The sequence below is a fragment of the Gemmatimonadota bacterium genome, assembly GCA_030747075.1.
In the GTDB taxonomy this organism is placed as follows: domain Bacteria; phylum ARS69; class ARS69; order ARS69; family ARS69; genus ARS69.
In genome coordinates, this window is sequence record JASLLL010000005.1 from 99439 (window position 1) to 112215 (window position 12777).

The window sequence follows — 12777 nt, forward strand, 5'->3', positions numbered from 1 at the left end:
ACAGGATACCGCCATGGGATTCTCCACCGACGCAATCCACGCCGGGCAACGACCCGACCCGACAACCGGCGCCATCATCACTCCCATCTATCAGACCTCCACATATGTTCAGGACAGCATTGCGTGTCACAAAGGCTATGAGTACTCCCGCACGGAGAACCCCACGCGCGAAGCCTACGAGGCCAATGTCGCCACGCTGGAAGGCGCGCGGCACGGGATCGCGTTCGGATCGGGAATGGCGGCTATTGACGCCATCGGATCGTTGCTGGATGCGGGCGACCACCTTCTTCTCACCGACGATGTCTACGGCGGCACATTCCGCCTCTTCGACAAGGTCCGCCGACGCTTCGGACTCTCCTTCGACCGCGTGGACACGACCGACCTTGCGGCCGTCCGCGACGCCATCCGTCCGGAGACCCGTATGCTCTTTGCCGAGTCCCCGACGAATCCCACGCTGCGCATCTCCGACCTGAGAGCTCTTGCGGATCTCTGTCACGAGAAGAACATGCTGCTGGCCGTGGACAACACCTTCATGACTCCCTTTTTCCAGAGACCGTTCGAGCTCGGCGCGGATCTCGTGGTCCATTCCGCAACCAAGTACCTCGGCGGACACAGCGACACGATCGGCGGGATCGTTCTCGCTCAGGACGATGCGCTGGAGGAACGCATCCGCTTCCTCCAGAAGTCGGTGGGTGCGGTGCCGGGTCCGCTGGACTGCTGGCTGATCCTGCGCGGGACGAAGACGCTCGCCGTGCGCATGGAACGCCACGAATCCAATGCACGGGAGATCGCTTCGCGGCTGGACTCGCACGATGCCGTGTCCCGCACGCTCTATCCCGGACTCCCGAACCACCCCGGGCACGACCTGGCCACTCGGCAGATGTCCGGGTACGGCGCCATGATCTCCTTCGATGTGGGTTCCCGGGAATGCGCGCGCACGCTCCTGGAATCGCTCTCGATCTTCGCGCTGGCGGAGAGCCTTGGCGGAGTGGAGAGCCTCGTCTCGGCGCCGGGCGAAATGACGCACGCCTCGGTTCCGGAGGAGGCGCGTCTCGCCATGGGAATCACGCCGGGATTCGTTCGGCTCTCGGTCGGGATCGAGGATCTGGAAGATCTCTGGGAGGACCTTGAGCGCGGCTTCTCGCAGATGAAGGGCTAGCCGGAATCAGACGCGTCCGGAGTGTTCCTCACGCGCCGTTTCCCGCTGTGTCGGCTTCGTCGCCTGCCCGGGCCGGCGCGATGCATCCGCCACCGTGAGGTTGTGCGCCTCCGTCCATGTCAGGCCGCCGGTGGGAACCGTGCTCTGGCGGCCCCTCCCGGTCACGGCGCCCGGCAGCCCCTCTTCAAAGAGGCCGTCGCGCACTTCCGCGATCCGGTTTACGGCGCAGAAACGGCCGACCACGATCCCAAGCGCCAGATATGCGGTGACTCCTGCAAGAATCCAGACGAACAATGCCCACCCCCCGTGAAAGTGCGACTTCTCACAAGGGGGATCGGCACAAGAGCGTCCGGAACTGAGGAAAAGCCGTTCTATGCGGGGAGGTCCCCGCGAATGCGCTTTGCCAGCGTCGTACGGCGACCCGCCGCGCGCCCCGGGCGGTTCGCCAGTTCCAGCGCACGCCGACTGCCCACCAGGATCACTCCCTGGCGCGCACGCGTGATCGCGGTGTAGAACAGCCTCCGCTCCAGAAGGATGGCATGCTGCGTGGCGAGCGGGATCACGACCCATTGGTACTCGCTGCCCTGCGACTTGTGGATCGTGATGGAGTACGCGAGCGCCACCTGATCCCAGTCCGCCGGAGGGATCTCCACCGATTCATCAAAGAGGACGCGCATGCCCCCGCCTTCCTCCGCGACGGCTTCCACACGCCCGATCTCGCCGTTGAAGACATTGCGCTGGTAGTCGTTCTTCAGCTGGATCACCCGATCCCCGACGCGGAACTCTCTTCCGATGGCCTTCGAGGGGCGCCCCCCCGGATTCAGGTCCTGTTGAAGGGCACGGTTCAGCTCGTTCGCGCCAGCCTCTCCCTTGTACATCGGCACGAGAACCTGCACATCCCGGATGGGGTCCACGCCTTCTTCCTTCGGCAGGAACTCCGACACAATCCGGCGCACCTCGGCAGCCGTGGAAGCCGGGTCCTGTCGTTCCACCCAGACGAAGTCTCCCTCGCCCGGCGCGGCAAACTCCAACTTCTCTCCCCGGAGAATCCGGTGCGCGTTCTCCACGATCCCGCTCCGCTCCCCCTGACGAAAGATGCGCGTGAGCCGCGCAGCCGGAACGCAACCGCTCCTCAGCAAATCACGCAGCACCTCGCCGGGACCGACCGACGGCAACTGGTCCGCGTCCCCGACGAGCACCAGTCGCGAAGACTCCGGCAACGCTCGAAGAAGACTGTCGAAGAGGTGCAGGTCCACCATAGAGGTTTCGTCCACCAGTAGAACATCGGCTTCAAGCGGATTGGACTCGTCCCGGCCGAAGATCCCCATGGACGGGTCGAAGCCCAGCAGGCGATGGATGGTGGAAGCCTCGCGCCCCGTGGTCTCGCTCAGACGGCGCGCGGCCCGCCCCGTGGGCGCGGCAAGAAGCAGGCGCAGCCCATGCCCTTCGAACAGGTCCAGGAGGAACCGGGTCAGCGTGGTCTTTCCCGTGCCGGGGCCGCCCGTGATCACCAGCACATTGCGCTCATGCGCCAGGCGAAGCGCTTCGATCTGGTCGGCGGAGAGTTCCAGCGCGTGAATACTCTGGAGGCTGCGGAGAGCGGCCTCATCGAGCGTGAGGCAATCTTCCTCCAGCGCGCTCTCCTGCAGCGCAGTCAGAATCCGGGCGGCACGAGTCTCCGCGAGATGCAGACCGACCGTGTAAAGGCGATCCTCCTCGCGAACGACTCGACCCGACTTCACCGCCGTCTCCACTCCCTCCTCCACCGGTACGATGTCCACCTCCAGAAGACCGGCCGTCTTTCGAACCAGTTCATCCGCCGGCAGGTAGACTTCTCCCACTTCCGCCGATCGCCCCAGGACATGCTCAATGCCCGCCGCCACTCTCGCCGGAGATTCCGGCTTCACTCCGAGGCTCCGGGCAAGCGCATCCGCACGCACGAAGCCGATGCCCCAGATGTCACGGGCCAGCCGATAGGGCTCCTCGCGAACCACGGTCAGCGCCGAGTCCCCGTACCGGTCGTGTATGCGCGCCGCATACCGCGCGCCCAGTCCGTTTCTCTCCAGAAGCATGGTGAGGTTTCGAAGGCGTGCATGCCTACGCACTCCGTCGGCCAGCGCGCGAGCCTTCGCCACCGAGATCCCGGAAACTTCCGTGAGCTTGCCCGGATGGTGGTCGATGACATCCAGCGTGTCCGTGCCGAAACGCTCCACGATCCGCTCCGCCAGTCGCGGGCCGATTCCTTCCGCCAGACCCGCCCCGAGGTACCGGGCAATGGCCGCACAATCCTCCGGCCTTCTGAACTCCACGCGCTCCACCTGAATCTGCGCACCGAACTTCGCGTGTTCCGTCCACTGGCCGCCCATGCGCACGCGCTCCCCCACTGTCAAGGGAGGCATCTTCCCGACCACCGCGACGGTTCGTTCATCATCTTCCGGGGCGATGCGAGCGACCGTGTAGCCGGTCTCCTCGCTGCGATAGGTGATCCGGGCCACCGTTCCTTCCACTTCCACGGCACCCTGCCTTCGCGAGGCGAAGAGATCCGCCTCGGGTTTGTTCCTGGGCATGCGCGAGTCCTCCCCGGAGAGCATTCTGGCCCCCCGTGGGTACCACGCACGCGCCTCGGGGGCAACGGGCATGCTGGTGGTTCCGTGGGAAAACCCCCGCAAGATCAGGCGAGCGGGGGCACAGACGCGCCATCCTCGTACCGGCGGGCGATCTCCCGGAGCTTCACGAGACACCGATTCTGGATCTGGCGCACACGCTCCCGGGTCACGCCGATGTGCATTCCGGTCTTCTCGAGCGACAGCGGTTCCTGCCCGTCCAGACCGAACCGGAAGTTGAGGATCCTGCGCTCCCGTTCGTCCAGCGAGGAGAGAAGAATGTCCAGACGCCGCCGGGCAAGTTCCGATCCCGCGGAGTCCTCGGGCGACTGCAGACTCCCGTCGGGGACGAGGTCGTGCAGGCAGAGCTCCCCGTCCGCGCCCAGCGGTCCGTCCATGGAGAGAGTGCTTCGCGAGAGGCGCGCAAGTCGGTCCACCTTCGGCAATGGCAGCCCCAGCGCGTGGGCCACATCCTCCCGCGTGTGCCGGCCCTCCCCCTCTTGTGCCAGGTCCCGCTCCACCCGAAGATAGCGCCGGAGATCCTGCACGACATTCGCCGGGATGCGAACCGTGCGACTGTGGTTTGCCAGCGACCGTGTGATGGCTTGCCGAATCCACTTGGAAGCGTAGGTCGAGAACCGAAAGCCGAGCTCGGGGTCGAAGTACTCCGTCGCCTTGATCAGCCCCAGATTCCCTTCACCGATCAGATCCGGAAGCGCGATTCCCATGCCCTGGTAGCGGCGCGCGATCGACACCACCAGGCGGAGGTTGGACGCGATGAACTTCTCCTTGGAACGCGCACACCCCTTTGAGGCGGCCCGAGCCAGCCGACACTCCTCCTCCCGCGTCAGGAGGCGCGCCCGACTGATGGCCTCCAGGTACGCACCCATCGTGTCCCGGGATGAAGCCGCCGTCGGACTCGGCGCAGCCCGCCGCGTGGCTCTTCCATTCCCAGCGCGCTCGCTTTGACCTGTTTCCATGTCGCACCCTCCCTTTGCGGAACTCTTCGCATGGAGCGTGCCAGTACCCGTCCCGCTCGCGTCTCACCGCGCAGGCGACCGATTCAGGCGGCCACGCCGGGGTTCACGCCACCGAAGCGAATGCTCATGTCCACGGGACGACCCGCGCAGATTGCGCACGAGGTTCACACTTCAGCCCGGAGCGCGCCCACGGCATGCCACGCGACCGTCTCCGGGCGGGAAGGAAGTTCACGCCGGATCGCGTCTGGATGTGAAGGAAGTGGCCACCTGGGAGTGATCTCCGCGATCAGAGCGGGATGTGGTAGCGGCCGATCTTGTTCAGGAGTCCCCGCCGGCTGATCCCAAGGAGGCGCGCGGCCTGGGAGCGGTTCCCCCCCGTCTTCTGAAGCGCCTTCGACACCATGTCCCGCTCCAGTGCTTCCACCACACTCGGCAGCGTGCGCTTCCCGTCCGGAGACAACACCCGCCCCGGCAAATCCGGAGGGCGAAGTTCCCGCGAGAGCTCACCCGCCTCCACCACGGAACCCGGCTCCCCCGTGGCCACGATGCGTTCCACCTCGTGCTGGAGATCCCTCACATTCCCCGGCCAGTCGTGCGCGACCAGAAGACTCATGGCGTCTGAAGAGATGCGCGGCGGGGGATCGCCCTGCCTCGTGGCATACCGCTTGAGGAAGTGATCCACCAGAAGCGGCACATCTTCTCTTCGCTCACGAAGCGGCGGGATGTCGATGGAGATCACTCGAAGCCGATAGTACAGGTCTTCGAGGAACCGGCTCTTCTCCACGCGGGTCCGCAGATCTCGATTCGAGGCGCACAGAATCCGTGCGTCGATCGCGATCACTTCGCTGGACCCGACCGGACGAATCTCACCGCGATCGACCACCCGCAGTAGTCGCTGCTGAAAGCCACGGCCCGTCTTGTCGATTTCGTCGAGGAATACGGTCCCTCCCGACGCCTGCTCAAAGAGCCCGGTCTTGTCCCGCCCGGCGTCCGTGAACGCACCCTTCACATGGCCGAAGAGTTCGCTCTCGAGCACGGACCGGGATATGGCGGCACAGTTGATGGTCACAAAGGGCGCGTCCCGCCTGGCCGAGGAAGCATGGATGGCTCGCGCAAGGAGTTCCTTGCCCGTCCCCGTCTCTCCCTGGAGGAGGACGGTGGACTCGTTCGAGCGGATCTTCTCGATCAGTTCGATGATCTCCAGCATTCTTCGGCTCTGCGTGAGGATCCCGTGGAAGCCATCCCGCCCCGTAAGACGCCGGCGCAGCATGAGGTTCTCCCGACGCACCGCTTCCAGACGCATTTCCTGCACCGCCATCGCAGCCGTCGCGGCAAAGCCCACCACAAAATCAATCTCCGACTGCCGGAAGTCACCGGCCTCCCGGCTTCGAGCCACATGGACTCCGCCCAGGAACTCCTCTTCCGAGAAGAGGGGCATGAACAGAATGGAGCCGGTATCCTCCAGTTCTTCGGGCGGCAGTTTCTCGAACCGGGAATCCACGGACGGGTTCGTGGAGACCAGCGGCCGTGGCCCGAAACTACCATTGCCTTCCAGCGCGACCACCTGCCGCACGATGCGCGCGCACTCTTTCTCACTCTTCGAACTTCCCGCGGCGGGCGACCACTCCGTGGTGTCCTGCCCGCGCAAGAGCAGCACCGCACTCGACGCGACGAGTCTCTCCTTCAGCGTCGTCTCCATGACGCTAACGCGCGCGGAGGAATCCTCCGCAGCGCATACCCGACCGACCGCATCATTCAGTACGGCCAGGTCGTTTCGCTCCGTGAGGGACTCATCCTCCAGTCGGCGATCGATGTCGCGGTGAAGGCGCCGCACGGCCATCCGATCCTCTTCATCCCCCACGCGATCCAAGAGCGCCATGGCCTGCCGCAGGTGCCCGCGCGCATCTCCGGTGGGTTCGGTGAGCACGGTCTCCAGTCTTGCCAGAGTCAGGTAGGCACAACCGGCCTCGTAGCTGGCTCCCATGTGGTCGAACAACGCCACGGCTTCCCGCAGATCAGCGCCCGCCTGATCCAGATCCAGAATGTTCTCCACACGGAATGCCGCGAACTCCAGACGCGTCACGGCCAGTTCGTATGGGCTGCCAAACCGTCGCTGAATCTCCAGAGACTCACGGTAAGACCCGGCGGCGGCGGGGATGTCTCCATCCATCGCCGCAAGACGCGCGGCAAGGCGACGAAGCGCTCCCGCCTCCGAGTTCTCCCCGAGGCCCGCTGAGACGGCCTCGGCCTCCGTGAGAAGAGCTTGCGCCGCCGCACCGTTTCCACAGTGCGACTCCAGATCCGCCTGCCTGCGAAGCACCTCCAGGACCAGGTCGCCCAGGGGCGCGAGCCTTCGCGCGGATGCCAGTGCACCCTGATAGATCCCCCGAGCCCTCTCGTGTTCTTCGAGTGCGACAGCCAGATCTCCGCGAAACTCCCGCGCCAGAATGACGGAGCGTGCATCCCCCAGCTGACCCGCGATCTTCTCCGCGCGCGAATAGAACTGCTCCGCCACCTCCCAGTTCCTTCGGTGCCGGTGGTAGTTTCCAAGATTCAGGCAGGCTGTACCGATCTCCAGGCGATTGCCGATCCCCTCCAGCGTGCGAAGCGCCCTCTCCCACTGGGCGCGGGCCGTCTCCCAGTTCCCCAGATGAAACTCGACCAGCCCGATGTTGTTGAGTGACCACCCCACGCGCAGGGTGTCGCCCACTTCCTCAAAGACGGCGAGGCTCTTCAGCAAGTGGCCTCGTGCATGGGTCCAGCGACCCCGGTTCTTCTCCATGAGGCCCAGGTTGTTCAGGCTGTCCGCCATGCCGGGCCGGTCTCCGGCCTCGCGGAAGAGCGTCAGCGCAGACTCAAACGAGAACGCGGCCGCATCCCAGTCTCCCCGGCGCAGGGCAATGATCCCGCGGCACTTTTGTCCGTGGGCCATCTGCGTCATGGTCTTTGTGTCGAGGAATGCGGACGCCGCCTCGTCGAGACACTCTTCCGCCGCGTCGTAGTCTCCGAGCCTTGTCAGCGCGTAGGCTCTCTCATTGAGGATGCGAAGGCGTTCCGGACCCCCCTCCGTTGGGTCCATGGATGCCTTCGCTCGATCCAGAAGTTCCAGTGCACCCGTGCAGTCGCCGCTTTGGCTGCGACACCGCGCGGCCTCCACCAGAATCCTCGCGACCTCCCCGGGCGGTGCGCCCGCCTCTCTCATTCCGGATAGAATCCGGTCGAAGTAGCCCAGTGCCCCGGCAAGGTCCCCGGCGCTCCGGCTGAACTCCGCCATCTGTTCCAGGTGTGCGGCCTCTTCCCCGGCGCGAGGCGAAGGGGGCGAAGACGAGTCGCCCGAACCGGGTCGATCACCCCTGCCGCTTTCGAAAGGCCTTCGCATTGCCCGCCGTCCTTCCCCGGGTGTGAAGAGGGTTCACTCCCGATGACCCAACTCCGCCTTTCGGGAACGAACGGGTCGCGGCGGGGGGGGAATGACGAAACCGCGACGGTTCCCTACAGCGTCTGCACAACTCGCACGAACTCGGCGAGAAGCCTCGAAGTCCACAGGTTCCAGTCTCCGCGCGCTGAGTGAGGCAGGCGGCCGGACTCCTCCGCCACCAGGACCTCGTCTCCTGCCGGATTCCCTGGTTCCACCTTCATCGGAATGTCCGGGTCCCCTTCCGTGAGGTCGCCGCCGGGGTTGGCCATGGCCGCCCCGGTAACGAACATCGCGAGCGTCAGGAACCACCATACACTTCGATACCGTCTGCGCATGATCACGCCTCCTGCGATTCCCGCCGGGCGTTCGGCGGATCCCCGGGGAGCCCGCTGCGAAGGGGCTTCACACCCGAGGTTCCAACACTCTAGGAAGGAAGGGGCGAATCGTCAAATCGGGAGGGTCACCGACGCTGCCGCGAAGGTGCCGAAAGAGCGGCCCGGCCTCGCCAGAGCCCAAAAAGAAGCCCTCCGAAGCACGCCAGACCCATCCACCACAGCCCGAAGAAAGCCGTCATTTCGTTCAAGGGCTCAGCCAGTGACGGAAAAGGACGGACCAGCGCGGCCCGGAGTCCCAGCCATACTCCCTGAATCAGGAAGGCCCCCACGAGGATCGCCACCCAGTCCCCGATGAGACGCAGCCAGAATCGGTCTGTACGATCACTCATGGGCTTCTCACTCCCTCCGCTCAGACTGCGGCATGGTAGGAAGCTCCGCGATCCATGTCAACGAGTGGCATCATCGCCCGGAAGGGTGGGCCGCCGGGATTTCTCCCCGGAACCTGAGTCCTCGCTCCACCCCGGGAGCAGCGCCATCGACTCTCCGGTGACCGCGAGGGAGTCCGCAAGGTGCCACGCGATCTCGCGGCTCCGATCGAAGCTCTCCCGCTCTTCACCCGGCACGGATCTACCGGGAGGGGACTTCAGGCGAAGCGGATCCACGAAGTCGCCATTTCGCTTTACGCGAAAGTCCAGATGCGGCCCCGTGGAAAGCCCCGTCGAACCGACGAGGCCGATGACCTGCCCCTGGGCCACACGAACTCCCCGACGAATCCCCTTGCCGAACTTCCAGAGGTGCGCGTAGCAGGTGGTGTAGGAAGAACTGTGACGAATCTCCACATAGTTCCCGTAACCACCCTTTCGCCCGGCAAAGGTGACCACACCTTCTCCCAGGGCGCTCACCGGAGTCCCGCGCGGGGCCGCGTAGTCCACGCCCCAGTGTGGGCGGACGGTCTTCAAGATGGGATGACGACGCCGCGCGGAGAAACGCGAACTGATCCTCCGGTACTGGAGCGGCGACTTCAGAAACGCTCGGCGAACCGTGCTCCCTTCGTCATCGTACCAGTCCACCTTGCCTTCGTCGTCCTCGTAGCGGACGGCGCGTCCCGAAGCGCGGGCACCGTCATATTCGAGCGCGTAGATCTTCCCGAAGCCCAGGAACTCGCCATCCAGACGACGCTCCTCCACAAGCATGCGAAAGGAATCCTCCGAACGCGGTTCCGTCAGAAAATCCACCTCCCACCCGAGGAGGTCCGCGAAACGCATGACCAGATCCGCCTCGCCGCCCGCGGCGATCACCGACTCGTAGAGGCTCCCGTTGACCCGTCCGGTCACCGCGCGAAGTCGAATCTCCGGCTCACGAACCCGCATGGCGACGGAAGCCGAACCGGAGTCCGGGAATGTCACCACCACCGAGGTCAGCGCATCCCGGACGAGCGAGACTTCCCGAAGCGCTCCCCCCGTATCCCATGCCACTCCGACCGTCTCTCCGGGGAGAATCCGGCGGAGGTCAATCTCCTCGCCCAGAAGGCGTTCCGCCTCCATGCGCCAAGCCCCCGGCACATCCAGCCGGCGAAGCACGAGATCCAGCGGTTCCCCCTGCCCCACCTTTCGCGAGAGGCGGCGCAGGTCCTCCCCGGCGGGCTGTGCCTCGGGCGCTTCGATCACCGCGGTGATCGAATCCACGCCGCCGGACGATTCCCCGCACGGCCCGACGAGCCTCACAAGGACATAGAGCGCGAAGGCCGCCAGCAAAACGACCGCCCGTGTTCTGCCAAGCCGACCGGTCATCCGTCTCCCCCCGCGACAATCCTCACGCGTCGATTCGATGGTGGCCCGAGCACCCGGACGGCCCGCCCGCCATTCACCGCAATCTCCAGAGTCCCGCCCCCGCCAATGGTAAGGACGGGTTCTCCCCGCCCCACCTCGGCGTAGGCGTTGCGGATTCCCCGGATCTCCCGGTTCCCCACGCGAACGACAATGTCACGCCACGCGTCCCCGAATGCGGACCGCAGGAAACCCTCCTCCGCGCCGGTGACCAGGTTTCCGTAACCGTCCACCCAGTGGATCTCCGTATCCCAGACCCTGCCCGTTCCAATCGGAGTGAACGAGCGCAGGCGAACCGGATCCGATGCGGCTTCTCCCAGCGCATCGAATGCCTCTCCGGCAGCCAGTCGACCGGCCGCCACGGCGAAGACATCCCGTCCGTCGAATGTCGTTCCGCGCCCGGGAGACACTTCCGGCGGGCGGGAGATCTCGCGATACTCCCAGCCGTCGGGGAATCTCTCCGATGCATGGGAGAGGAGTCCGTTGTCCGGCCCCACGAAGAACCGACCCGCACCGGCGGCGATCAGCGCCCTGCGGTCCGTCCCGACCCCCGGGTCTACCACCACCAGATGGACCGTGCCCTCCGGGAACCGGTCCCACGCCCGCCCCACCAGCCAGGATGCCGCGCGCAGATCTCCCGGCATGACCGCGTGCGTCAGGTCCACGAGCGCGGCCTGCGGTGCCCGGGCGAGAAGGGCGCCCTTGACCTCTCCGATGTATGGATCTCGAAGGCCGTAGTCCGTCAGCAGCGTGACGATCGGCATGAGTACTCCGCAAGTCAGGGAGAACAGGCTGGACGGAAAGCGGCGCCACCCCTTTTATAGCAGGCATGGATTGGATTCTGAAAGCCTCCTGTGTCCCCCTGCCGGAGTTCCTGTGAGACCTGTCGCCATTCTCTCCGCGGTCCGCACGCCCATTGGCCGCTTTCTGGGATCCCTCGCGGAGGTGTCGGCCTGCGACCTAGGAATCACTGCATCGCGTGAGGCAATCCGCCGGGCCGGGGTTTCGCAAGCGGACATTGGGGAGACCATCTTCGGCATGGCTCGTCAGGCAGGGAGCGGTCCCAACCCCGCCCGCCAGATTTCGATGGGCGCCGGAGTGCCGGAGACGGCGTGCGCATTCACGGTCAACAAGGCCTGCGCCAGCGGGCTCAAGTCGGTGACGCTGGCGGCCTCTGCCATTCTGGAGGGCGAAGCCCGCTTTGTACTCGCGGGAGGCGCGGAGAGCATGACCCGCGTCCCGCACTACCTGACGCAGGCACGCAACGGGTACCGCCTGGGGCATGCGGAGATCGTCGACGGGATGTACCTCGATGGATTCCATTGCCCGATCGCCGATCAACTCATGGGTGCCACCGCAGAGACGATCGCCGAACAACTGGGCCTCACCCGGACAGAGCAGGACGAATACGCCCTCCAAAGCCAGACGCGCGCGGCCGCTGCCCGGGACGCCGGTCGCTTCGACGACGAACGGGTTCCGGTGACCATCCCCGGGCGACGCGGTGAGACGCACGAGTTCACTCAAGACGAACATCTCCGCCCGGACACCACGCTGGAGAAACTGGCGCGTCTTCCTGCCGTCTTTCGCAAGGGAGGGACGGTCCATGCGGGGAACTCCTCCGGCATTACTGACGGAGCCGCCGCGCTCGTGCTGGCCGACGCCCGTGACGCACAGCGGGCCGGCACACCGCCTCTCGGATGGATCGTCGGCTGGGCTTCGGCGGGAGTCGGCGCGGAAGTGATGGGCCTCGGCCCGATCCCCTCCATCCGCCGTCTCTTGGATCGAACGGGCTGGAAGCTCGCGGATGTGGATCTGATCGAACTCAACGAGGCCTTCGCCGCCCAGGTACTGGCCGTCGTCCGGGAACTGCAGATCGATCCGGAACGCATGAATGTGAACGGGGGTGCCATCGCGCTCGGGCATCCCATCGGTGCCACCGGCGCCCGCATCCTGGCGACGCTCCTGCACGAAATGCGTCGGCGCGGGGCCGCGCGGGGGATCGCCACCCTTTGCGTGAGCGGCGGGATGGGCTACTCCGTCGCGGTCACGCGAGAGAAGCCCTGAACGATTCGCGCCGGATCCGTCTCCTGGCGGAACCACTCACGCGAAGCCTCCGTCCGGAATATCCACAGGAGGCGTGACAGCGTACTGATCAGTTGAGCTCTGGGCGGGAACCGGCCCACGACGCCTACGAAGAGATCCACCGGCAGCCCATCCGCCGCGCCAAAGGGCACCGGCTCAGCAGTCCGCACGAATGCGGCCCGAACCGCCGTCACTCCCTCCACGCGAGCGTGAGGAAACGCCACGCCCCCGCCGATGGTCGTGGAGCAGACGACCTCCCGCGCGGCCATCCCGTCGCGGATGATTTCCGCAATGCCCGGGTCCCGGCCGCCCACGAGGGAGGCCACGTACCCGCGCACTTACTCGGAGGTGGCGGCGGTCACCATCAGGCCGAC

Annotated in this window: 12 protein-coding genes; 3 read left to right on the top strand and 9 right to left on the bottom strand. The window is 65.8% G+C overall.

What is annotated here, in order from left to right:
• Nucleotides 1-13: 13 nt before the first annotated feature.
• Nucleotides 14-1159 (top strand): PLP-dependent aspartate aminotransferase family protein, encoded by a 1146-nt coding sequence (locus QF819_03115; protein MDP6802150.1) that lies wholly within the window; start codon nucleotides 14-16, stop codon nucleotides 1157-1159.
• 6 nt (nucleotides 1160-1165) lie between these two features.
• On the opposite strand, the gene QF819_03120 is transcribed toward QF819_03115, so the two are convergent.
• The 3 genes from QF819_03120 to QF819_03130 form a co-directional block, all read right to left on the bottom strand.
• The gene (locus tag QF819_03120; GenBank protein MDP6802151.1) at nucleotides 1166-1453 is read right to left on the bottom strand and encodes a hypothetical protein; all 288 of its coding nucleotides are present in this window, start codon (nucleotides 1451-1453) and stop codon (nucleotides 1166-1168) included.
• Nucleotides 1454-1530: 77 nt separating this feature from the next.
• A complete protein-coding gene (locus QF819_03125; protein MDP6802152.1) occupies nucleotides 1531-3726 on the bottom strand; it encodes an ATP-dependent RecD-like DNA helicase in 2196 nt (731 codons plus the stop codon).
• Between the two features lie 104 nt (nucleotides 3727-3830).
• Nucleotides 3831-4742, bottom strand: coding sequence for a sigma-70 family RNA polymerase sigma factor (locus QF819_03130; protein MDP6802153.1), 912 nt, complete (start codon nucleotides 4740-4742; stop codon nucleotides 3831-3833).
• 151 nt (nucleotides 4743-4893) lie between these two features.
• Here QF819_03130 and QF819_03135 point away from each other — a divergent pair, with 151 nt between their 5' ends.
• On the top strand, nucleotides 4894-5019 hold the full coding sequence (locus QF819_03135; GenBank protein MDP6802154.1) for a hypothetical protein: 126 nt from the start codon (nucleotides 4894-4896) through the stop codon (nucleotides 5017-5019).
• Between the two features lie 9 nt (nucleotides 5020-5028).
• Here QF819_03135 and QF819_03140 read toward each other — a convergent pair whose 3' ends face one another.
• The 5 genes from QF819_03140 to QF819_03160 all read right to left on the bottom strand — a co-directional run bounded on the left by QF819_03140 (nucleotide 5029) and on the right by QF819_03160 (nucleotide 11085).
• Nucleotides 5029-8121, bottom strand: a complete 3093-nt coding sequence (locus tag QF819_03140; GenBank protein ID MDP6802155.1) for a sigma 54-interacting transcriptional regulator — start codon at nucleotides 8119-8121, stop codon at nucleotides 5029-5031.
• Between the two features lie 113 nt (nucleotides 8122-8234).
• A complete protein-coding gene (locus QF819_03145) occupies nucleotides 8235-8495 on the bottom strand; it encodes a hypothetical protein (GenBank protein ID MDP6802156.1) in 261 nt (86 codons plus the stop codon).
• Between the two features lie 125 nt (nucleotides 8496-8620).
• Entirely contained in the window at nucleotides 8621-8884 is a 264-nt protein-coding gene (locus QF819_03150; GenBank protein MDP6802157.1) for a hypothetical protein, read from the bottom strand.
• A gap of 57 nt (nucleotides 8885-8941) precedes the next feature.
• Complete coding sequence (locus QF819_03155) at nucleotides 8942-10285, bottom strand: peptidoglycan DD-metalloendopeptidase family protein (protein MDP6802158.1); 1344 nt, start codon at nucleotides 10283-10285, stop codon at nucleotides 8942-8944.
• Entirely contained in the window at nucleotides 10282-11085 is an 804-nt protein-coding gene (locus tag QF819_03160) for an SAM-dependent chlorinase/fluorinase (GenBank protein MDP6802159.1), read from the bottom strand. Before QF819_03160 ends, QF819_03155 begins: the two co-directional genes overlap by 4 nt.
• A gap of 112 nt (nucleotides 11086-11197) precedes the next feature.
• Between QF819_03160 and QF819_03165 the strand changes: the two genes are divergently transcribed.
• Nucleotides 11198-12385, top strand: coding sequence for an acetyl-CoA C-acetyltransferase (locus QF819_03165; GenBank protein MDP6802160.1), 1188 nt, complete (start codon nucleotides 11198-11200; stop codon nucleotides 12383-12385).
• On the opposite strand, the gene QF819_03170 is transcribed toward QF819_03165, so the two are convergent.
• Nucleotides 12352-12741, bottom strand: a complete 390-nt coding sequence (locus QF819_03170; GenBank protein ID MDP6802161.1) for a PTS sugar transporter subunit IIA — start codon at nucleotides 12739-12741, stop codon at nucleotides 12352-12354. The two genes, QF819_03165 and QF819_03170, sit on opposite strands and share 34 nt — an antisense overlap.
• Nucleotides 12742-12777 lie beyond the last annotated feature (36 nt).

Bases quoted from the DNA above. Each gene is read 5' to 3' on its own strand.
- QF819_03115 (MDP6802150.1), top strand. From the start codon at position 14: ATGGGATTCTCCACCGACGCAATCCACGCCGGGCAACGACCCGACCCG.
- QF819_03125 (MDP6802152.1), bottom strand. From the start codon at position 3,726: ATGCCCAGGAACAAACCCGAGGCGGATCTCTTCGCCTCGCGAAGGCAG.
- QF819_03130 (MDP6802153.1), bottom strand. From the start codon at position 4,742: ATGGAAACAGGTCAAAGCGAGCGCGCTGGGAATGGAAGAGCCACGCGG.
- QF819_03140 (MDP6802155.1), bottom strand. From the start codon at position 8,121: ATGCGAAGGCCTTTCGAAAGCGGCAGGGGTGATCGACCCGGTTCGGGC.
- QF819_03145 (MDP6802156.1), bottom strand. From the start codon at position 8,495: ATGCGCAGACGGTATCGAAGTGTATGGTGGTTCCTGACGCTCGCGATG.
- QF819_03150 (MDP6802157.1), bottom strand. From the start codon at position 8,884: ATGAGTGATCGTACAGACCGATTCTGGCTGCGTCTCATCGGGGACTGG.
- QF819_03155 (MDP6802158.1), bottom strand. From the start codon at position 10,285: ATGACCGGTCGGCTTGGCAGAACACGGGCGGTCGTTTTGCTGGCGGCC.
- QF819_03160 (MDP6802159.1), bottom strand. From the start codon at position 11,085: ATGCCGATCGTCACGCTGCTGACGGACTACGGCCTTCGAGATCCATAC.